General features: G+C 64.9%; 17 protein-coding genes. 6 read left to right on the top strand and 11 right to left on the bottom strand.

Annotated elements, in window-relative coordinates; all coding sequences use genetic code 11:
- Positions 1-9: 9 nt before the first annotated feature.
- Positions 10-1,497, bottom strand: coding sequence for an amidase (locus QZL87_RS06120; RefSeq protein ID WP_295325348.1), 1,488 nt, complete (start codon positions 1,495-1,497; stop codon positions 10-12).
- A 316-nt stretch (positions 1,498-1,813) separates the two neighbouring features.
- Here QZL87_RS06120 and QZL87_RS06115 point away from each other — a divergent pair, with 316 nt between their 5' ends.
- From QZL87_RS06115 to QZL87_RS06100, 4 genes are all read left to right on the top strand, one after another.
- On the top strand, positions 1,814-2,722 hold the full coding sequence (locus tag QZL87_RS06115) for a site-specific integrase (RefSeq protein ID WP_263587997.1): 909 nt from the start codon (positions 1,814-1,816) through the stop codon (positions 2,720-2,722).
- Between the two features lie 5 nt (positions 2,723-2,727).
- Complete coding sequence (locus QZL87_RS06110) at positions 2,728-3,918, top strand: IS91 family transposase (protein WP_263587998.1); 1,191 nt, start codon at positions 2,728-2,730, stop codon at positions 3,916-3,918.
- 463 nt (positions 3,919-4,381) lie between these two features.
- Positions 4,382-4,966, top strand: coding sequence for a YdeI/OmpD-associated family protein (locus QZL87_RS06105; RefSeq protein WP_295325345.1), 585 nt, complete (start codon positions 4,382-4,384; stop codon positions 4,964-4,966).
- 552 nt (positions 4,967-5,518) lie between these two features.
- Positions 5,519-5,794 (top strand): HU family DNA-binding protein, encoded by a 276-nt coding sequence (locus QZL87_RS06100; protein ID WP_295325342.1) that lies wholly within the window; start codon positions 5,519-5,521, stop codon positions 5,792-5,794.
- A gap of 163 nt (positions 5,795-5,957) precedes the next feature.
- Here the strand turns inward: QZL87_RS06100 and QZL87_RS06095 are convergent, their stop codons facing one another.
- The 4 genes from QZL87_RS06095 to QZL87_RS06080 form a co-directional block, all read right to left on the bottom strand.
- Positions 5,958-7,118 (bottom strand): carbohydrate porin, encoded by a 1,161-nt coding sequence (locus QZL87_RS06095; protein ID WP_295325339.1) that lies wholly within the window; start codon positions 7,116-7,118, stop codon positions 5,958-5,960.
- Complete coding sequence (gene astD / locus QZL87_RS06090) at positions 7,119-8,537, bottom strand: succinylglutamate-semialdehyde dehydrogenase (RefSeq protein WP_295325336.1); 1,419 nt, start codon at positions 8,535-8,537, stop codon at positions 7,119-7,121.
- Positions 8,534-9,727 (bottom strand): aspartate aminotransferase family protein, encoded by a 1,194-nt coding sequence (locus tag QZL87_RS06085; protein ID WP_295325333.1) that lies wholly within the window; start codon positions 9,725-9,727, stop codon positions 8,534-8,536. The genes astD and QZL87_RS06085 overlap by 4 nt, the downstream gene beginning before the upstream one ends.
- 158 nt (positions 9,728-9,885) lie before the next feature.
- On the bottom strand, positions 9,886-12,186 hold the full coding sequence (locus QZL87_RS06080; protein WP_295325330.1) for a TonB-dependent receptor: 2,301 nt from the start codon (positions 12,184-12,186) through the stop codon (positions 9,886-9,888).
- 137 nt (positions 12,187-12,323) lie between these two features.
- Here QZL87_RS06080 and gcvA point away from each other — a divergent pair, with 137 nt between their 5' ends.
- A complete protein-coding gene (gene gcvA / locus QZL87_RS06075) occupies positions 12,324-13,226 on the top strand; it encodes a transcriptional regulator GcvA (protein WP_295325327.1) in 903 nt (300 codons plus the stop codon).
- 11 nt (positions 13,227-13,237) lie between these two features.
- Here gcvA and QZL87_RS06070 read toward each other — a convergent pair whose 3' ends face one another.
- From QZL87_RS06070 to QZL87_RS06050, 5 genes are all read right to left on the bottom strand, one after another.
- A complete protein-coding gene (locus QZL87_RS06070; protein WP_295325324.1) occupies positions 13,238-14,269 on the bottom strand; it encodes an arginine N-succinyltransferase in 1,032 nt (343 codons plus the stop codon).
- On the bottom strand, positions 14,269-15,372 hold the full coding sequence (locus QZL87_RS06065; RefSeq protein WP_295325321.1) for a PepSY-associated TM helix domain-containing protein: 1,104 nt from the start codon (positions 15,370-15,372) through the stop codon (positions 14,269-14,271). Before QZL87_RS06065 ends, QZL87_RS06070 begins: the two co-directional genes overlap by 1 nt.
- Before the next feature lie 17 nt (positions 15,373-15,389).
- A complete protein-coding gene (locus QZL87_RS06060; RefSeq protein ID WP_295325319.1) occupies positions 15,390-16,820 on the bottom strand; it encodes a M20/M25/M40 family metallo-hydrolase in 1,431 nt (476 codons plus the stop codon).
- Between the two features lie 132 nt (positions 16,821-16,952).
- A complete protein-coding gene (locus QZL87_RS06055; RefSeq protein ID WP_295325317.1) occupies positions 16,953-18,332 on the bottom strand; it encodes a sensor histidine kinase in 1,380 nt (459 codons plus the stop codon).
- A gap of 37 nt (positions 18,333-18,369) precedes the next feature.
- Positions 18,370-19,038 (bottom strand): response regulator transcription factor, encoded by a 669-nt coding sequence (locus QZL87_RS06050; protein WP_295325315.1) that lies wholly within the window; start codon positions 19,036-19,038, stop codon positions 18,370-18,372.
- A gap of 113 nt (positions 19,039-19,151) precedes the next feature.
- Here QZL87_RS06050 and QZL87_RS06045 point away from each other — a divergent pair, with 113 nt between their 5' ends.
- Complete coding sequence (locus QZL87_RS06045; protein ID WP_295325312.1) at positions 19,152-20,237, top strand: ABC transporter substrate-binding protein; 1,086 nt, start codon at positions 19,152-19,154, stop codon at positions 20,235-20,237.
- An 11-nt stretch (positions 20,238-20,248) separates the two neighbouring features.
- Here QZL87_RS06045 and QZL87_RS06040 read toward each other — a convergent pair whose 3' ends face one another.
- The gene (locus QZL87_RS06040; protein WP_295325309.1) at positions 20,249-21,565 is read right to left on the bottom strand and encodes a CitMHS family transporter; all 1,317 of its coding nucleotides are present in this window, start codon (positions 21,563-21,565) and stop codon (positions 20,249-20,251) included.
- Between the last annotated feature and the right edge of the window lie 11 nt (positions 21,566-21,576).

Genomic DNA, 21,576 nt, shown 5'->3' with positions numbered 1-21,576 from the left:
ACGCGCGGGTCACGCGAACCACTGGTCCGGGTGCCTTTGCGCCCAAGGCCTCGCCTGCTCGAGCTGTAGTGCAAGCCCGAACAAAAGACCTTCCTGCCCGGTCGGGGCACATATCTGCGATCCGATCGGCAAGCCCTCGCGGGTCCAGTGGAGAGGAACGCTCATCGCTGGGCCTCCCGCCACATTGTGATACGGCGTGTAGCCGGCATAGCGGATCAACCGCTCCATCAAGATGTCCATCGGCTGGCTCCCCGAAAGATAGCCGAGCGGTGGCGGCGGCGTGAAAACCACCGGCGACAGCACGGCATCGAGCTTCGACGAAGCAAACCAGGGATCGTATGCCGATGCGGCCTCCTTCAGCCCCGTCACTGCCTGACCGAGGCTCTGCTCGGACGTATTTGCGAACAGCTCCGCCAGGCCCAAGGTAAATGGTTCGAAGAGATCCTCGAGCTTCCGGTCGGGCTGGGTCTTTTTCGCCTGTGCCGCAACGGCAGCGGCGCCCGACGACCAGAACAGCAGGAAATCCTGAAAGAATTTCTCGCCGATGGGCCACTTCGTCGGAACAACTTCGTGCCCGAGATCCGTCAGCAGCTTGGCGGTGCCGAGCACCGCCCTGCGAACATCTCGCTCCGGCTCGGACCCGTCGAATGTGTTGACGACAAGACCGATCCGCAACCGGCGGTCAAGAGGCTCCTTGATCAATCCGACGGGCGCGAAACGGGCGCCCTCGCCACTGTCTTCCGTCAGCGCGAACATCGCCGCGGAATCCCTGACACTGCGGGTCAGGACATGGTCGGCGCTGAGACTCGTCGCGTCGATGTCTTTGCGCGTTCCGAGCATTCGGCCCCGCGACGGCTTGAGCGCGAAAAGCCCGCAGCAAGATCCGGGGATACGAAGCGACCCGCCGCCATCGCTGCCATGGGCAACAGGCACGATCCCGGCCGCTACAGCCGCCGCCGCTCCGCCCGATGATCCACCTGCTGAGCGCCCAGTATCCCAAGGGTTGCGCGTGACTCCCGATGCAACAGGTTCGGTCGTGGGCAAGAAACCGAATTCAGGCATGGCGGTCTTGCCGAGCACGACCAGACCGGCGCGGTCGAAGGCATCGGTATAGACGCTTTGCCGGGCAAGCGGCGGGCTGCCCTGACGCGAGCGGGAACCGGCCCGTGTCGGCAGGCCGATATAGGATAGCTGATCCTTGACAAGGAAAGGAACTCCTCCGAACGGCCCTGTAGGACGCCCAATTCGAACCTTGTCCATCGCGCGTTCAAAATCGGAGACGGTCAGAAAGTTCAGCTTTGGCTGCGCCGCTTCTGCCATTCGGATCGCATGCTCGACCGCCTCTTTTGCTGACAGGTCTCCCTTGTCGATGCGCTCGGCCAGGTCGGTCGCATCCCGCCACTCGGATTGCGTTGCTGCAAGTGCGGGCCTCGCCAAAAGCGACATCCCTGCTGCGGCCGTTGAGGTGACGAATTGGCGACGCGATTGATTGAACATACAGCTCCCTTTCATGTGACCGCAGACTATCGGCTGGCAAGGCAGGAATTATGCGTTCTGAGAGGGGTATTCGCCGTATTTGGCCACGGATCGCCATGCAGCGACGGACAAACGTCGGCCATCCTCAAACGGCGCTGGAGCATTTTGTTGGCCTTGTCGTACTTGATCCGCATTCCGCTGGACCTGGCCGATGCACGAACCGCTCCGCGGATTGGTGCTAGCCTCGATGTAAAGCGGCCGAGCGAGCGCCGCACCTGATTGAACGTGGGCTGCCGCAGGTGGACCCTCTCGACTCCTTCACCTGAGGAGTCGAACGATGAACGAGCTTATCCAGATTGGCCCGATCAGCCCGCTGCGCCAGCGCCTGATCGACGACATGACCATGCGCCGCTTCTCGAAGGAGACGCAGCGTAATTATCTTCGCGATGTGGGGCGGTTCGCGACCTGGCTCGGACGCTCGCCGCACACCGCAGGCGCCGAGGACATTCGGCGGTTCCAGATCGAGCAGCAGCAGGCGGGCGTCCCGGCGCCGACCATGAACAGCATCGTCGGCGCGCTGAGGTTCTTCTTCACGCACACGCTCGACCGCCCCGACCTCGCGCGCAAGCTCGTCCGCACCAGGCAGGTACGCAAGATCCCGGTCGTGCTGACGATGGCCGAGGTAAAGCGCCTGCTCGATGCGACCCGCAGCCTCAAGCACCAGGCTGCGCTGTCGGTCGCCTATGGCGCGGGCCTACGCGTCGCCGAGGTGTCGGCGCTCAAGGTCAGCGATATCGACAGCAAGCGCATGCTGCTTCGGATCGAGCGCGGCAAAGGCGGGCGCTACCGCAACGCCATGCTTCCCGAAGGCCTGCTCCTGCTCCTGCGCGACTGGTGGCGCGCTGGGCGGCAACAGGGCATCCTTGTCCCCGACGGCTGGCTCTTTCCCGGACAGAGCGCCGCGGCGCCGATCAGCACGCGGCAGCTCTACCGCGTCGTCGTCGAAGCCGCGGAGGCGGCGGACATCGACAAGCGCGTCGGACCGCATACCCTGCGCCACAGCTTCGCCACCCACCTGCTTGAGGACGGTGTCGATATCCGCGTCATCCAGGCGCTGCTCGGTCACGCCAAGCTGGGCACCACCGCCTTTTACACCCAGGTGGCGACCAAGACGGTGCGGTCGATCGTCAGTCCGCTCGACAGGCTCGCGCTCGCATCGCCCAGCGAGGAAGCGCCCGACGGCTGAGGCCGATGCGCGCCTCACTCGAGGTCGCCGACGTCTTCCGCGCTGCCGGGCCAACCTACCGCGCCGCCCATGCCGGGCATCTCAGCCTGCACCAGCTCAAGATCATGTCGGCGATCGAGCATTGCCGCACCGCCGCGCTCGGTGGTCATGTCGAGGCCTGTACCGACTGCGGGCACTGGCGGATCGCCTATAACAGCTGCCGCAACCGGCACTGCCCCAGGTGCCAGGGCGCCGCCGCGCGCAGCTGGCTCGAAGCGCGCGAGGCCGACCTGCTCCCGGTCGGTTACTTCCATGTCGTGTTCACCCTGCCTGCCGAGGTCGCCGCCATCGCCTTCCACAACAAGGCGCTGGTCTACGATCTGCTGTTCAAGGCCGCCGCCGATACGATGCTGACCATCGCCGCCGACCCGAAGCACCTCGGCGCCCGGATCGGCATCACCGCCGTCCTCCACACCTGGGGCTCGGCGCTGACCCACCATCCCCACATCCACATGATCGTACCCGGCGGCGGCCTATCGCGCGATGGAACGCGCTGGATATCGGCACGCCCCGCCTTCCTGCTCCCGGTTCGCGTGCTCGGCGCGCTCTTCCGCCGGCTTTTCCTCACCCGGCTGCGCGCCCTCCATGACCGCGGGCAGCTCGCCTTCTTCGGCACCATGTCGCAGCTTGCCGAGCGGCGCGCGTTCCTGCGGCACCTCTCACCCGTCAGGAAGAAGCGCTGGGTCGTCTACGCCAAGCCGCCGTTCGCTGGCCCTGAGGCGGTGCTCGCTTATCTCTCCCGCTACACCCACCGGGTCGCCATATCGAACAGTCGGCTCCTCCGGTTCGACGAGGAAGGCGTCACCTTCCGCTACAAGGATTACCGCAAGGCCGGCGCCGGACGGCAGCAGGTCATGACCCTCGCCGCCGACGAGTTCATCCGCCGCTTTCTTCTCCACGCCCTGCCGCGCGGGTTCCACCGCATCCGCCACTATGGCCTTCTCGCCAGCGCACACCGCAAGGATCATCTCGAACGCGCCCGCCGCCTGCTCGATGTCGCACCTCCGCCGACCGACGAGCCCGTCGTCGATGCAGGGCCCGGGCCAACCTGCCCGTGCTGCGGCGGTACCATGATCATCATCGAGGTCTTCGAGCGCCGCTACCAGCCCCGCGCGCCGCCCCAGCTTGCGGTCTCATCCGGGGCACCTGCGCCGTGACCCGGCACGGCCTGGCACCGACACGATCCAGCGCACACCCGCGCCTGGAAGCGGACCCGCTCAAGCCGACGCTGCCCAAAAGCAGACATCACACCACCAAAATCAGCCCGTCTGCTTTTGCATGTCCGCTTTTGCGACCCATATCCAGACGGTCCGATATCGCGCACGTCTGCTTTTGGGCAGCGCCTGGCTATCCCAACATCAGCGCAAAACAGCTTTCCCCATAGCTCGCACCATGACCACCGCGGTTCGGGCATCGAAGACTTTCCGACGCCTGGCGGCGTCCGAAACTCTCAACGATTGCGGCCGGCCTGCTATGGGGAGGGATTCTTCGAAAGCAGCCGCTGGCTTATTGCGAATGAAAAAATGTTCGATAGAGCCGGACATGCCAGAAATTTGTCGCTCATATTGAACTATGCATTTCGAAAAGCGTCGTGTTCAAATTTCAAAGGGAGAGCGTCCGATGGCCGAAGATCACTGCGGCCTACCGGTCATTGCTTTTGCCGATGCGGCAGCCTTGGAGCGCTGGCTTGAGGCGCAGCCTGCAAACTCTCCTGGGCTCTGGATCAAGTTCGCCAAGGCGGGATCGGGCATCGCCAGCGTGACGAAGCGCGAGGCAATCGACGCTGCGCTCTGCCACGGCTGGATCGATGGGCGGCTCGACAAGTACGACGATAAACACTGGCTTGTCCGCTTCACGCCGCGCAAGGCGGGCAGCAAGTGGTCTCAGGTAAACCGCACCCGCGCAACCGAGCTTCTGGAGGCTGGACGGATACATGCGCGCGGGCTGGCACAGATCGAGGCTGCCAAGGCAGACGGCAGGTGGGAAGCCGCCTACGCACCCGCAAGTAAGGCCGAGGTGCCCGCCGACCTCCAGGCAGCATTGGATCAGAGCCCTGGGGCGGCAGCCTTCTTTGCAACGCTGACCGGTTCGAACCGGTATGCGATCCTCTATCGCATAGGAGCCGTGAAGAAGAGGGAGACGAGAGCGCGCAAAATCGCCGAGTTCGTCGCGATGCTCGAACGACACGAAAAAGTTCATGGGTGATCACTGGGTCGCAGCGACCAACCGATTCGGACAGAATTCAAAGCAGTGATGGAAGCAGAACTCTAGCACTTCCGGCCGATTTCGGACTGGCAGGTTTGAGACCGAGAGCTATTGCCGTCGTTTCTCCTGCATCACCGTGCGACAATAATTGCCTGAAGACTGGTCATTGGGAACCACGATTCCTGTTCCCCGAAACCCGTCGTCGGTTGGGTGGACGAAGGGCGGGCGCTTCTTCGCCTGCCCCACCAGCATGCCGGCGCGCGCGAAACCCGACCTTCGGCAACGCGGCGATGACGAGGGTGGCGGCCGGTGCCAAGAGCAGGAGCCGAACCGAGACGCCCGGCTCCGCGATCCGAAGGGGTTGCCGACCGGAGCGGGCCGCGACCGGTCGGCCTTCGTCGCGATACCCGTGCTTCGGGCAAAAGCGAGGGAAAATGCACAAGGTTCCCGTGCTCCTGCCCAGCAATATCGCATTGGCGAACCGCACCGCACACGCCTATAGCGTCGCGCCGCCGTCGGCGAGGGGCCGGCGGGTCATGATGGAGAAAAAGAATGAACCACGCCGAATTGTCCGACAGCGTCGCCGCCGCGCTCGGGACGAGCAAGGCCGACGGCAAGAAGACCGTCGAGGCCGTCTTCGCCGCGATCGCGGACGCCGCTGCCAAGGGTGAAGAAGTGTCGGTGAACGGCTTCGGCAAGTTCAAGGTCAAGAAATCGGCCGCACGCGAAGGCCGCAATCCTTCGACCGGCGCGACGATCCAGATCGCGGCTTCGAAGAAGCTCGGCTTCTCGGCGGCCAAAGCGGTCAAGGACAAGCTGAACGGCTGACCCCGAACGGACGCGCCGGCCCAGCCGGCGCGTCATTTCCGCAACATCTCGGATGCGTGTCGCCTTCGAATGTGAAGCCGAGGCGACCTGATTGAATGGCAGGCCGGTCCCTCCTAGTTCCGGGAAACCCACTTAGCCCCACACGATGGAGCTTCGCGATGGCTCAGTCGGCAGGCCAGGCGAAGCTGAAACGCAGGCCCGCGACTGTTGCATCGGATCGGCTCGGCTCCCAGCCGGGATTGACTACATACTGCAGGTCGGGCTGAATGGTCAGCCAAGGCGTTACGCGGTACGCATAGGTGAGCTCAATCGCAGTCTCCGCGCGGTTCGACCGAGCGTTGTGTCGGGCTGCTTCACGCATCACCGCATCGCCGCGCCTGGCGTGCGCCACTGCGATACCAACCCTCTGCGCCTCGTCGCCATAGGTCAGGCCCCCGCCCGCATAGGCCCCGATCTCGTTCACGCTGCTGCTCGCGACTCCGATACGCATCCAGCCCTCGAGCTTTGCGTCACGATGTGTCGCCAGCGGAGTCTCGATCATCGCATAGGCGCCTTGGCTCACGCCGCGCCCCCCGCGGGTAGTGTCGATGCGCTCAAAGCGTGGGGTGTAACGCCATATACCTATCTGCGCCTCGCCGCCGCGTGCAAGTTTCCGATCAACCTCGCCCACCAACAGTGCGCCGGTTGTTCCAGGGAAGCGGAAAGCAGCCTGGCGCGGATTCTTGCGGCTGCCTGCCACCGCATCGAACAAGCCCAGGCGCGCACTCCAACTCGCGCTTTCATAGCGAAGCATTATTGCAGTCGCTCCGGCCGGAAATATGGACGGGCCATTGGCGCCTGACTGAGAGAATTCGGGACCGATTCCGTGGGAACTCCCGACGAAATGCTTGCCGACTGATTGAACGTCAAACTCCGAATTGAGGTCGATCATGCCAAGCTTCACCGACACATCATCGCTGATCGGGCCCGCGATCCACGCTTCGATCGGACGCACCGCGCTATCGCCCTGGACATTGCTGACTGTCTGCCCGTCTCCGACATAGTCGCCCGAGAAATCAGCGCTCTGCACAGCCAGTACATCGACAAATATCTCGGCACCGTCCCAGCCGAAGGCCGATCCATCGACCGATATCGTGGCATCGGCACGGCCGAGCCAGACGAACCCCTTCTTCTCGCCGCCATCCAGATTGCCGATCACGTCGGTCACATAGGATGCTCCGAAATCAACGACTTTTACCGGATCGTCCTTTGCTGATTCGGTCTGCGCATAAGTGGCCTCGGGCGTCAGAACCGCACACGCGAAAAGAGCACCTGCATTGCGCATTTAGCTTGCGACGCCTTTCAAGCTCGCAAGCTGATCCACCACATTGTCCGCTTCGAGGCTTGCAACCGGCCAAGCGCAATAGTCCGCGGCATAATAAGCGCTCGGACGATGGTTGCCGGAGTGGCCGATCCCCCCAAACGGCATGTCGGACGAAGCGCCGGTGGTCGGGCGATTGCGGTTAACCACCCCTGCACGCGCTTCGACGCGAAAGCGCGCCCACAGCGCATCGTCGTTGCTGATAAGAGCGGCCGACAAACCAAAGCGCGTTGCGTTAGCAGCAACGAGTGCTGCGTCGATATCGGGGACACGACGGACCTGCAGCACCGGCGCGAAAATCTCCTCGTCCGGAACCTCCAGCCCGGTCACGTCGAGGATCGCGGGGGTGACAAACGCCGCCGAACGCCCGACCACAGGTTCGAATGCGCGGATGACCCGCGCGCCCAGCCCAACCAGGGTTTCGACCTGCGATACCGCGCGCCCGGCGGCGACCCCTGATATCAGGGGTCCCATGAAGGGTTCAGGCGCCTCGTTCCACGCCCCGATCCTGAGACGGCCGGTCAGCGCCGCAACAGCGTCGACAATCGCATCGCCCGCGGCGTCACCAGGTACAATGAGCCGCCGCGCACACGAGCACCGCTGACCCGTGGTAATGAACGCCGAAGCGACGATAATCGACGCAGCAGCGTCGGCATCGCCATCCCATGCGACCAGCGGATTGTTGCCACCAAGCTCGAGCGCGAGGATGACCGCGGGCCGGTCGGCGAACAGTCGCCGAAAATGCGCCCCCGCTCCAGCCGAGCCGGTGAAGAGCAGCCCATCGATGTCCTCTGCCACCAGCGCCGCGCCAGTGTCGCGTCCGCCCTGGACGAGGACCGCGACATCGTCAGGAACTCCCGCGGCGTGCAGTGCCTCGACAAGCAATTGCCCGACAAGCGGCGTCTCTTCGGACGGTTTGAAGACGATCGTGTTGCCCGCGAGCAGCGCAGGCACGATATGCCCGTTCGGCAGGTGGCCGGGGAAATTATACGGCCCCAACACCGCCATCACGCCGTGCGGCCGATGGCTGAGCCGCGCGCGTCCGAAGGCGGTTTCGCCTTCGCTCGTGCCGCTGCGCTCGGCCATCGCCTTCACCGAGATCGCGACCTTGCCGATCATCGATGCGATTTCGGTTTGCGCTTCCCATAATGGCTTGCCCGTCTCGCGCGCGATCGCTTCAGCGAACGCCGCCTGCCGCTCGCCCAGCACCGCGGCATAGCGTTGCAGGACCGCGATACGCGCGTCCGCCCCCTGCCCCGCCCAGGCCGGGAATGCCGCCCGCGCCGCGGCGACAGCGCGCGCGCAATCATCAGCCGACGCCGCGGCGCCTTCCCACACCGTGTCGCCATTTGCCGGGTCCGTGGAAATAAAAGCCGCGCTCATGCCGCAACCGCCGCGGTCATCACCGCACAGGTTGCGTCGAGGCGGGCGACGACTTCGTCGGCTTCCGCGATACTCATCGTCAGCGGCGGCAGCAGCCGCACGATATTGTCGCCCCCGCCCGCGACGAGCAGCCTCTGAGTACGCGCAGCCGCGATAAAGGCACGGTTGTTCACTGCAAGCCTCAGTCCGATCAGCAGGCCTTTGCCGCGCACGTCGGTGATGACGTCGGGCCAGCCCGCGGCCAGCGTCCCGAGACTGGCGCGCAGCCGCTTTGACAGCGCGCGCGCATGCGCCAGGGTTTCGGGCTTCGCGATTTCGTCGAACGCGGCGGTCGCGACCGCCATCGCGAGCGGATTCCCCCCAAAGGTCGAACCGTGTCCGCCTGGCTGCATCCCCGACGCCGCCTCGGTCGTGGCAAGGCATGCGGCGACAGGAAGCCCCGACCCGAGCGCCTTGGCGACCGCCATGATATCGGGCTCGGTGCCCGGAAACCATTGGTGCGCGAACAACTGGCCGGTGCGCCCCATACCGCTCTGCACCTCGTCATAGATCAGCAGAACGCCGGCGGCGGTGCAGGCCGTGCGCAGGCTCTCAAGAAAGGCGCGCGTCATCGCGCGCGCGCCGCCCTCGCCCTGCACCGGCTCGATTAACACCGCGGCGGTCGCGGGATCGGCGATCGCGGCGGCAAGCGCAGCCTCGTCGTCGACCGACAGATGGACGAAGCCCGACATCGGCGCGCCGAACCCCTCAAGATGCGCGGCGTTGCCCGCCGCGTTCAGCGCAGCATAAGTCCGGCCGTGGAACGCGCCATGGAAGCCAATGATGGCTTGGCGCTCGGGCGCACCGCGCGCGGCGTGATAGCGGCGCGCGACCTTGATCGCGCACTCGACCGCCTCGGTCCCGGTGTTGGCGAAGAAAACTGTGTCGGCAAAGCTCGCTTCGATCAGCCGCGCTGCCAGCCTATCCTGCCCAGGCACCTCGAACATGTTCGACACATGCCAGAGCGAGTGGCCCTGTTCGACCAGCGCCGCGACGAGCGCAGGGTGGCAATGGCCAAGCGCGTTCGACGCGACCCCGGCGACGCAGTCGAGATAGGGCTCGCCGCCTTCGCGGCTGGTAAGCCAGGCGCCCTCGCCCTTGACGAAGGCCAGCGGTGCGCGCGCGTAAACATTCATGAGCGGGGTAGTCATCGCGTTCTCCAAAGTTGTGCGAGCCCCTCAGTAAATTCCCAAACCGCGTTCCCACAGGAAGAAATTCAGCAGATAATCGGAGTTATTTGACGATTTTCATTCCATATTGGAATAAGTCCGGGGCGGGCGAAGGCCCGCCCCGGCAGGGGGAGAGACGGTCAGAAGAACTTTGTCTCGATCGAGAATTTGACCGTTGAGGGCACACCCTGCGAGAGGAGCAGGCCTCCGGTCGATCCCCAATATTTCTTCCCGCCGACATTTTCGGCGCTGATGCGGAAGGTCGTTTCCGTGCCGGCGATATCGGTCGTGTAACCCGCCCCCAGGTCGAACAGCGTGTAGCCGGGGATAAAGGCCTGGTTCAGGGGGTTAATTGCGCGATTGCCGGTGTGGTAAACCGCACCGTTGACACTGAAGCCCGGCAGCCAATCGGTGAAACGATATTCGGTCGCAAGCGAGAAGGTCCGTTTCGCAGCGTTCTCGACCCGGTTGCCGACGATGCTCGGGCTGATCCGCTGACTTCCATCGGGGCCGAGGACCGGATTGCCCGCATCATCGACGACGAGCAGCGTCGGCGATCCCGACTTGTATTTCGCATCGAGGAACAGCGCGCTCGCATAGACCGACCAGTCGGGTGTGACATTGCCGGTGAAGCTGAGTTCGACCCCGCGGTAGGACGATTTCCCATCCTTGACCCACCGATTGGCGCCGTTGACGACCGCCGAGTCGCGACTGATGTCGAAATAGGCCGCCTGGAACAACAGACCACTCTTCGGCTCCCACTTGATGCCGCCCTCATATTGCGTCGAGGCGCTTGGCGGGAGTTGTTCGGCCGCGTTGACCGTGGTGAGCGGCGCCGCCGGGGTCGATTCCAGGCCTTCGATATAGGTGCCGTAGATGCTGACCGACGAGATCGGCTTCACCACCGCGCCGAAGGACAGCGAGGTCGGGCTTGCCGAGAAGGTCTTCAGGCCGGTGTCGAGACGCTCTTCCTTGTAATCGGAGATACGGACGCCGCCCAGGAGCTGCAACCATTCGCCGATTTCCATGCGATCGAAGATGAACGCCCCCGTATCGGTGATCTGCGTCGGGTTGTTGAGCCCCGGAAGCGGTTCGCCAAGCTGAGGGATATCGTGCGGGTCGGTGATGCTCTGGAGGCAGGCCGAACGCGTCGCGCCGGCCGGCACGGGCGTCGAGGGGAAACCCGCGCCGAGAAGGGCGCCGGTCGCATTGTTATAGAAGCAGGTCTGGGCCGTACTTGCCGACGAACGGTTGGCACGGATATTCTGCGACACGCCGATCAGCAACTCATGCTTGATGCCGAAGGTTTCGAAGGCGCCCGCCACTTCCGCGCGATAATTCTGGTTCTTGAATTTCGCGACCGGCTGATAGCTGATCGAGACCGGAAATTCGCCCACCGGTCCCCTCAGCGGATCAGTATTGGGATCGTTCGGGTCGAGCGTGTTGAAATGGCGCCCGCGCTGGACCTGCGACAGACCGGCACTCGCGACAAATTCCCAGGATGGGCTGAATTTCCAGATCACCTTGCCGAGCAAATTTGTGGCCTCGGTCCGGTTGGCCGCCCAGTCGGGGCCGAAGTTCGTGTGGGGATCGATCAGCTCGGGAAGCGCGATCCCGGTATCGGGATTGTCGACCGTCAGGATGGGGGTTTCTCTAAAACGATAAATCCCGGGCTCGTTCACTTTCTTGAAGATATGTTCGCCATCGACCTGGACGGTGAGCGTATCGGTCGGCTTGATATCGAAGGCACCGGCGAGCACGGTTCGCGTGCCGCTGGTATGGTCGATGCCCGAATCCGGCCGGTCATAAACGGCGTTGATGCGATAGCCGAGAATTCCGGTGGTCCCGCCAAAATCGACGTGCCCGCCAATACGCCCGTGGCTGTTGCCAAAGATTTTGGCAGCCAGATACGGATCCTGCGTCGGCCGTTTCATCGTCAGGTTGATGATGCCCGATGGCGTCGTGAAACCGTAATAGAGCGCCGATGCGCCTTTCAATGCCTCGATGCGCTCCTTGTCCTCGAGCGGCAGGTCGGTCAGGTTGATGATCGGCAGCGTGCCGTTCAGGCGATAGTTGCCGCGATTTTCCACGTCGATACCGCGGATCGCCAGATTATTATATACCGTCGGCGAGGTCTGCGACGTCGTCACGCCAGCGGTGTTGCGCAGCGCGTCGATCAGGCTGGTTGCCTGCTGGGTATCGAGCACATCGCGCGGGATCACCGCGATGGTGAGCGGCGTGTCGAGCTGTTTCGCACCGCGAAAGCTGCCCACCTGGACCAGCTCGGTACCCGTGCGGTCGGCGGTGACGACGATTTCGTCGAGCACCGGGCCGCCGCTTTCGGTGGCGGCTTCCGTTTCCTGCGAAAAAGCCAACGAAGGCGCCATTGCCACGCCGAGTGCGGCGCCGGCAAAAAGCAGTGTTTTATGCACTTTTATCATGATAACTTCCCTCCAAAATTTCCTGGACCCTGACTAGCGGGAGAATTTCCTGATTGTTCCCGCCAAAACCCTCACAAATCGCACAATTGGAAAATCCTGTCTTGTGAACAATCCGCATGTAAGTATGACTCATGCTCATGAACGAGCATGCCCGCCGCTTGCTGCCGCCAATGGCCGCCCTGCACAGCTTCATGGCCGCCGCGCGCCACGGCAGCTTCTCCAAGGCGGCCGCCGAAATCGGCCTGACCCAAAGCGCGGTGAGCCGGCAGGTCGCGACGCTCGAGGACTGGCTCCAGACCTCGTTGTTTGACCGCGCCGGTCGCCGGGTCCAGCTCAGCGCGGATGGCCGCGCCTATGCCGATGCGATCGGCCCGGCGCTCGCGGCAATCCGCGTCGCGACTGCGCGAGCGCTCGCCGAACCGGCCGAAACCGCGCTGCGCATCGCGACGCTGCCGACCTTCGGCATGCGCTGGCTCGCGCCGAGACTGGGGCAATTGACCCGCGACATGCCCGAGCTGGTGATCGAGTTCGCCGCGCGCAGCCACGAGTTCGACTTCGAGGATGAAAGGTTCGACGCGGCGGTCCATTATGGCCTGCCGACCTGGCCTCGCGCCGAGCATGACCTGCTGTTTCGCGAGCGCGCCATCCCCGTGATCGCACCGCGCCTGCTCGACGAACACCCGGTCACTACGCCGCGCGATCTGCTCCATTTTCCGCTTCTCGTTCAGGCCGAACGCCGCGATGCGTGGCGACTGTGGCTGCACCATATGGGGGTGCCGGTCGACGGCATGATCGCCGGGCCGACTTTCGAACATTTCCTGATGCTCGCGCAGGCCGCGGTCGCGGGCGCAGGCGTCGCCCTGCTCCCCAGTTTCATGATCGAACCCGAGCTCGAATCGGGCGCACTTGTCTGCCCGTTCGACCAGGCGGTGGTCGGCGAAGCGGCCTATTATCTCGTCTATCCGGCCGAACGCCTGAACAGCCCGCTCTTCGCGCGGCTGCGCGAATGGATCCTCGCCGAAGCGGCAGCGCAAGGCTGATTGCCGCGCGATCATGCGCCGATGTCCAATTGAACCGGCGACGAGCGGAGTTGCTCGCCGCGATCGGCGCCAAGCGCCCGAACGACATCGTCGCTTAGCGCGATCTCGCCCGGAGCGGGCCGGGCCGCCGCCAGCGTAACACGGAAGCGGTCCAGATCGCCGGTGCACACCAGATAGTCGCGCGCGCCGGGCGCAAAATTGGGCGAGAGCGTCACTGGCAGGCCGCAACGCGACAACCGCACCGTCGCGATCTGGTCGCGGTCGCAATGCACCTGCGGCCCGACGTCGAACACGTCGACATAGCCTTCGTAGCGGAAACCTTCCTGCATCAACATCGCCCTCGCCGGCGCACTGGCATCGTGCGGACGGCCGATAACGGCGCGCGCGGCATCGGGGAGCAGGTCGATATAGATCGGATGCTTGGGCAGCAGTTCGGCGATGAAATCGGCGCCGCGCACCGCGCTCAGCCGGTCGGCAGTCGCAAAATCCATGTTGAAGAAGCGCGCGCCGACCGCATCCCAGAAGGGGTTGCGCCCGGCGGCATCCTGCCAGCCGCGCATCTCGGCCATCAGCAGCGGCGCGAACAGGTCGGGCCGCGACGCGACGAGCATGTAGCGCGCCCGCGCGAGCAGCCTCCCTGCCCCGCTGCCCTTCTCGCTCGGCCGCACCGCGAGCGTCCCGACCTCGGTCGTCCCGGTATAGTCGTTGGCGAGCGTCAGCATCTCGACGTCGCAACTCGCGCCGACCGCCTGGCTTCGCTGCACGAGACGGATGCGCTTGTAAGAGAAGAAACCAAACGGCGCGCCAACCGACGGATAGAGCGCCGAGGTGCCGAGCAACCGGCCCTCGGCATCCTCGAGCACCAGCATATAATGCGCGTCGGCGCGCTCGATGTTGCCGGCAAAGCTCGCGACCGACCGCTCGACCTTTTCAGCGAGCGTGGCGCGGTCCGCCGGCAGCGTCGTCATCCCGGGCCCGAGACTTTCGGCCAAGTCGACGAGCGCGGCAAGGTCGCGCGTTTCGATCGGGCGGACGATGCGCATCAGGCGCCCTCCGTCACTGCCGCAGACCGCGCCGCGGGGCGGCGCTTGCGCCCCCGCGACGTCCGCGAATACCAGAGCCACAGCCCGCTCGCCGACAGGCCCGCGAGCGACAACCCGCCCGCCATCACGAGCAGCCGCGTCGCCGTGCCGCCGAACATCCCGGTGTGGAGCGTGATCAGCCAGTCGACGATCTCGGTCCCCACGGGCAGCGCGCCCGACACATAGTGGCCGACATCGCTGCCGTCGTAGCGGTTATAGTAGATTTGCTTGGCGCCTTCGGCGCGGACGGTGAGGTCGCTTTCGAGGAAGATCGCCGCAACGCGGCCTTCATCCGAAAAGCGGATCTGACGGAGCGCCGTCGCGCCATATTCGGCACGCGCCTTGGCAACAAGGCGATCGAGCGGAACCATCGCCGCGCCCGGCTGTGCGTCGACTTTCGGCGCCGGCTTGTCGGTAACCGGAGTGACGGTCTGCAGCACATTGCGAAAGCCGGGCTTCCACACCATCAGCACGCCGGTCGTCGCCGACATGACGAGCACCACCGCCGCGATCGCCCCGCCCGCCCGGTGCAGCGTCCGCCATTTGAGGTCGGCGCCTCGATCCGTGACGACCTTGAATCCGTGCTTCAATCGCTTGCGTCCCGGCCACCAGACGATCGGGCCGACGAGTGCGAGGAACAGCAGACCCAGCCCTTCGACACCGACGATGGTCTCACCGACCGGGCCTGCGAGCAGGCTGTCGTGGAGGAGGAAAATCCATTCGCCCGGCCACGACGCGAGCGCCCCGTCGCGCACGATCGCGCCGCGATAGGGATCGACCGCGGTCAGCCAGCGCGTGCCATCCTTCGCGACCAGCTTGAACAGCACCGCGCCGTCATCCCACGCCGAAAATTCGGCGCGGCTGATCGTCGCCCCCTCATGGCGCGCCTCGACCGCATCCATGAGCGCCTGTACCGGCACGCGCGTGGCGACCGGTTCCACGACCAGCGCCGGATGGATAAGGCGTTCGATTTCGTCGCGAAAGACCAACGATGCGCCGCTGAGCCCCTGCACTGTCAGCAACAGTGCGAGGGTGAGGCCGACCCAGCGATGAAGCTTCAGCAACCGGGGCTTCCATGCCTTCATCGAGCGCTCGCGTAGGTCTTGACGAGGCTGTGGAGGAACTGGCGCGCGTCATAGAGCGACTTCACGCGCACGCGTTCGTTGAGCCCGTGGACACCATTGCCGTCCGGATCGACAAAAATCGCGGAAATGCCGTAGGTCGGGATACCCGCCGCCATCAGGAAGCGGCCATCGGTCGCGCCGGTGCTGAGGTTCGGGATCACCGGCACCCCCGGCCACATTTCGGCGACGAGCTTTTCGACGGGCTTCATGATTTCGGGGGTCAGCGGCGGCGGGGCCGATACCGGGCCGGGCTCGTCGGCGAGCGTGACTTCGATCCGCGGATCGGCGACGACCTCCACCAGCGCCTTGTGGATCGTGTCGATCGTCGTACCCGGCAGGATGCGGCAGTTGATCGTCGCCTGCGCGCGCTGCGGCACCGCGTTCGGCGCGTGCCCGCCGGTCACCTGCGTGTTGGTGCAGGTCGTGCGGATCATTGCGTTCCACACCGGATCGGCCTTGCTCAAAAGGTCGAGCGCCGCGGCATCGTCCGCGCCCGAACCGACGAGACGCATCGCATCGCCCGTCGCGCCCGGATAGAGCGGCGCCGAGCGCGCGAAGAAATTGCGCACCGCATCGCCCGGCATCGCGGGAAAATGATAATTGCCCGTCCGCGCGAGCGCTTCGGACAGGCGCGTGATCGGATTGTCGGCGTGCGGACGCGCGCTGTGGCCGCCCGGCCCGCTCGTGACGAGGGTAAAATCCTGGTAGATTTTCTCGCCCGCCTGGACGCCGAAAGTGCGCGGCGCGCCCTTGTCGTCGAGCCAGCCCTTGCCGCCCTCGTTGATCGCGAAACCTGCCTTCAGCGTCTCGGGCTCGGTGGCGAGCAGATATTCGACCCCGTCGAAGGTGGCGTCGGTTTCCTCGCCGCATGTCAGCGCGACCTTGACCGTGCGGCGCGGTTTGAAGCTTTCCTCGCGATAGCGGACCAGCGAGTCGACAAAGATCGCGGCCATCGCCTTGTCGTCGATCGCGCCGCGCGCGAAGAAATAGCCATCTTCCTCGACCAGCTTGAACGGGTCGCGCTCCCAGTCCTCGCGCTTCGCCTCCACGACATCGATATGCGCGACGAGCAGGATGGCGGGAGCCTTTGGATCGCTGCCCGGGATTTCGCCGACGAGGTTGCCGAACTTCGGAAACTTCTCGGGCACGACGACGCGAAACTGGTTTTCGGGGTAGCCTGCAGCGACGAGCCGCGCCTTCATCCGGCTCGCCGCGAGCGTGCAGTCGCCGTTCGAGAGCGAGGTGTCGGTCTCGATCAGCTCCTTGTATGTTTCGCGGAAGCGGTCGCGGCCGGCGTCGGCCTGCGCGTGCGCCGACCCGGGCAACACCAGACAAGCAGCGACCACCGCGTGCGACAACGCGTTACGAATGACGCCAAATGGACGCACGAAAATCTCCCTCCCAGAAGGCCCAACAAGACTGAGATGCGGGCTGCGCCCCGCGCTCGCCCTTGATGGGCGATGTTTATGAGCGGAGCCTATGCCGGCTTCCTGTCACAGCGCTGTCACGTTGCGGCGAGGCTATAATATGGCGTCGGAGCCGCGCTTTTCTGCCGATGGGACCGGAAAACCGACGGTGACGCGGAGCCCCGGCAGGGCTCCGCGATCGGCGAGTTCGACCGTTGCGCCCAAGCTCCCGGCGAGCGCATGGACGATCGCGAGTCCCAGCCCGCTGCCTTCGCGCTCGCGGTCCGGTGCCAACCGACCAAATCGCTCGAACGCGGTCGCACGCGCCTCGGCCGGGATACCGGGACCTTCATCTTCGATGATCACGGCGCCATCGTCCCGCACCGTCACGGTCACGGTACCCCGGTCGCGGTTATACCGGATCGCATTGTCGATCAGATTGCCGATCAGTTCCCCGGCCAGGTCGGGCTGGGACAGAACCGCGACCGCCTGGTCGGTCGCCTCGAAATGGAGATCGACGCCGGTCTTCACGGCCAACCGCGCGTGCTCGACGCTGGCGGCGCGCGCGATTTCGACAAGATCGACGCGCGCGCGGAGGTCGGGCCCGCCGTCGCGCGCGCCGTCGGCGCGCGCGAGCGCGAGAAGCTGGGTGAGCAGACGCTGAAGCCGCCCCGTCGCCGCCTCGATGTCGTCAAGGGACTGCTGCGCCGTCCCCGCCGACAGCTTGGCCGAGCGCAATGCCGCGACATGCGCGCGCAGGATCGACAGCGGCGTACGCATCTGGTGCGACGCATCGGCGGTGAAGCGGCGGATGCCTTGCATCGCGGCGTCGAGCCGGCCGAGCAAGCCGTTGAACGCATCGACCAGCCCGCGCAGCTCGACCGGCACATAATCGAGGGGCAGCGGCGTGAAATCGGCCTCGCGCCGGGTCCCCATCGCACTCAGCACGCGCTTCAACGGCGCAAGTCCCCAGCGCACCGCGAGCGGCAGCAGGCCAAGCGACACGGCGATCAGCAGCAGTTCGAGGATAGCAAGCGCGACAAGCATCCGGTCGCGCAGCGCGTGACGCGCCTCGAGCGTCTCGGCGACCTCGACGATGACGGGCCGATCGATCCGCGGGACCTTGCGCGCGACCGCAGCGATGCGGATGCGATAGTCGCGGTAGTCCGCATATTGGAAGACCATCTCGCCGTCGTCGTTGGGTGGATCGGAGACGCGCGGCAGATCGGGATAGCCGGTCAGCAGCTCGCCATTCGCCCACACGCTGTAGTAGACATTGTCGCGCGCGTCATTTTCCAGCATGCCGAGCGCCGATGCCGGCAGGTCGAGCGTCACTTCCTCATTTTCGAGCGCGAGCGTCTCGGCGATAGCGCGCGCGGAGGCGCCGAGCAGGCGGTCGTTCACGCCCTCGACGACCTCGTTGATCGTCACCGCGCCGCCGACGCCGAGCAGCAGCGCGAGCGCGGCCAAAGGGAAACCCATCCCCAGGATCATCCGGCGTGTGATCGAACTGACGCGCCGCCGGGGCAAGCTATTCGTCTTCCATCAGGTAGCCGAGACCGCGCAGCGTGCGGATCGTCGGCCCATCGGGTTCGAGCTTCTTGCGCAGCCGCGCGATATAGACTTCGATCGCGTTGGGCGCGACGGGTTCGTCATAGCCGAACACTTCGGACGCCAGCCGGTCTTTAGATACGACTTGCCCGACGCGTGAGAGCAGGCGTTCGAGCACGACCCATTCGCGGCGGCGGAGGTCGAGGTCGCGCCCCTCGATGCGCGCAACATGGTGCGAGCGGTCGAATTCGAGCTTGCCGACGCGGATCACCGGCGCGGGGTCGACCTGCGGCCGCCGCAGGAGCGCGCGGATTCGCGCCGCCAGTTCGCGAGGTTCAAAGGGTTTGAGGAGATAGTCGTCGGCACCAAGGTCGAGCCCTTTGACCCGATCGTCGATCTCGTCGCGCGCTGTCAGGATCAGCACCGGGGCATGGCATCCCTTGGCACGGAGTGACTTCAGCACATCGAAGCCTGACATGTCGGGCAGCCCAACATCGAGCGTGATGATCGCATAGGGTTCGTCCGATGCCATCATCAGCGCCGACGCACCATCGGGGGCGGGATCGACCGAATAGCCCTCCGCCGTCAGCGCCGCGACCAGCCCGCGCGACAGCGCGGCGTCGTCTTCGATCAATAATATGCGGGCCATTGCTTCGATCCGTGACAGCCGGTTGACAGGTTGACCATGTTTCCCTTGGCCATAAACATAAGCAAAATTGGGGAGAAGATAAGGTGACGCATATTGCGGGACGAAGGAAGTTCGTGGCAACCGTCCTGCTGGCGATTGCCGGTCCGGCATTCCTCATCTCCGCGGCCAGCCCGCTCGGCAATCCTCCGAAGGGTTATCCGCGCTCGTATCGCGCGATCATGGACGCTGCGCGGGCCGAACGGACATTGGTCATCTATTCGACCACCGACCGCCGCGAGGCGGCGGGACTTCTTGCCGCATTCGAGAAGCGCTATCCCTTCGTTCGCGTCGATTATCGCGAATTGTCGACGACGACGCTGCACAACCGGGTAATCGCCGAAGCGCGGAGGAAACAGGCGGGCGCCGACCTCTTGTGGAGCGCGGCGATGGACCTCCAGACCAAGCTCGTGAATGATGGCTATGCGCAGGCCTATGCTTCGCCCGAGAAGCCGAATTTGCCGCCATGGGCAGCCTGGAAGAATGAAGCCTGGGGAACGACGGCGGAGCCCGTTGTGTTCGCCTATAACCGCAAGCTGGTGCCTGCCGCCGACGTGCCGCGCACGCACGCCGACCTGACCCGGCTGCTGCGTGCCAAGGCGCGCTTCTATCGTGGGCGCATCGCGACTTATGATCCCACCCGGTCGAGCGCGGGCTATCTGTTCCTGAGCCAGGATCTGCAGGTCAGCCGCGACACGGTGCCGCTGATGGCGGCGCTGGGGCACGTCAAGGTCGCGGCCTTTCCGACCAGTTCGCAAATGCTGACGCGGCTCGGCGACGGACGGCTCGCCTTCGTCTACAATATGATCGGATCCTATGCGCTCGAACGCCAGTCGCATGATGCGAACATCGGTGTCGTGATGCCCAGCGACTATACGCTGATCATGTCGCGGATCGCGATCATCCCCGAACAGGCGCGCCATCCGAACGCCGCGAAGCTCTTCCTCGATTTCATGCTGTCGCGCATCGGGCAAGCGCAGCTCGCTTATCGCTACATGACCCCGGTGCGCGCCGACGTGCGCGCGCGAGCGGGCGCCCGTGCCCCGGCAAGCGCGGCGCGTGCCTTGCGCATCGGCCCGGCGCTGATCGCCAACCTCGACCAGATGAAACGCCGCCGCATCCTGAGCCAGTGGCACGCCGCGATCGGCACGCCCCGAAAATAGCGGCCGCCACCTCATCCCGCGCGCAGGGGGAATATGCCGAGCAGGAGACAGGTCGCCATGAAGACGGCACATGCTCCGACGGCCCAGCGAAAGATGAACTTCTGGTGGTCGCCGAGCTCGATCCCCGACAGGCCGACAAGCAGATAGGTCGAGGCGACAAGCGGGCTGAGCAGGTGAATCTGCTGTCCGACGAGCGAGGCGCGGGCCATCTCCATCGGCGTCACGCCATATTCGGCTCCGGTCGCGGCGAGGATTGGCAGCATCCCGAAATAAAAGGCGTCGTTCGAGATCAGCACTGTGAATGGCATGCTGATCAGGGCGGTGATCGGCGCCATATAAGGGCCGAGCGCATCGGGGATCACCGCGATGACCGAACTCGCCATCGCGTCGACCATCTTTGTCCCCGACAGGATGCCGGTGAAGATGCCTGCCGCGAACACCAGGCTGACAGTCGCCATCGCATTGCCCGCATGCGCCGCGATGCGCTCCTTCTGCTGCTGGAGATTGGGATAATTCACCGCTGCGGCGATCGCGAAGGCGCCCATGAACAGGATGACGAGCGGAATCGAGCCGCCGATCAGCAAGCCGAGGAGCGCGAGCGTCAGCGCGAGGTTGAACCAGAAGAGTCCCGGGCGGCGATGGTCGCCGACCATCTGCTCGCGGAGCACCTCGTCGCCCGTCGCATCCTCGTCGACCGCGTCGGCGGGGAGCGTCGCGAGCCGCGCGCGTTCGCGGCGGCCGAAAATCCACGCAACGAACAGGACCCAGATCGCGGTCATGATCATCGCGGGAATCAGCGATACGAACAGCTCGCGCGGATCGACCCCCAGAGCGAGCGCCGCGCGCGTCGTCGGACCGCCCCACGGCACGATATTCATCACCGCGACCGACATCATGATGAGGCACGCCATGATGCGCACGTCCATCTTCATGTGGCGATAGAGCGGGAGCAGTGCCGCGACGGTGATCATGTAAGTGGTGGTGCCGTCGCCATCCAGGGCGACGATCAGCGTCATAACCGCGGTGCCGATGCAGATGCGCATCGGGTCGCCATGGACGATGCGGACGATCGTCTTGACGAGCGGGTCGAACAGGCCGACATCGATCATCAATCCGAAATAGAGGATTGCAAAGAGCAGCATCACGCCGGTCGGCGCGAGGTCGCGCACGCCCTCCAGCATCATGTCGCCGAGCCCGGCGCTGAAACCAGCGATCAGCGCGAAGATCGTCGGCACGACGATCAGCGCGATCAGCGCCGACAGCCGCTTCGTCATGATCAGCGCCATGAAGGTCGCGACCATTAAAAATGCCAGGAGTGTCAGCATCATCCCCGTCTCGG

The sequence above is a fragment of the uncultured Sphingopyxis sp. genome, from assembly GCF_900078365.1.
Taxonomy (GTDB): Bacteria; Pseudomonadota; Alphaproteobacteria; order Sphingomonadales; family Sphingomonadaceae; genus Sphingopyxis.
This window is presented reverse-complemented; position numbering and strand designations above follow the sequence as displayed.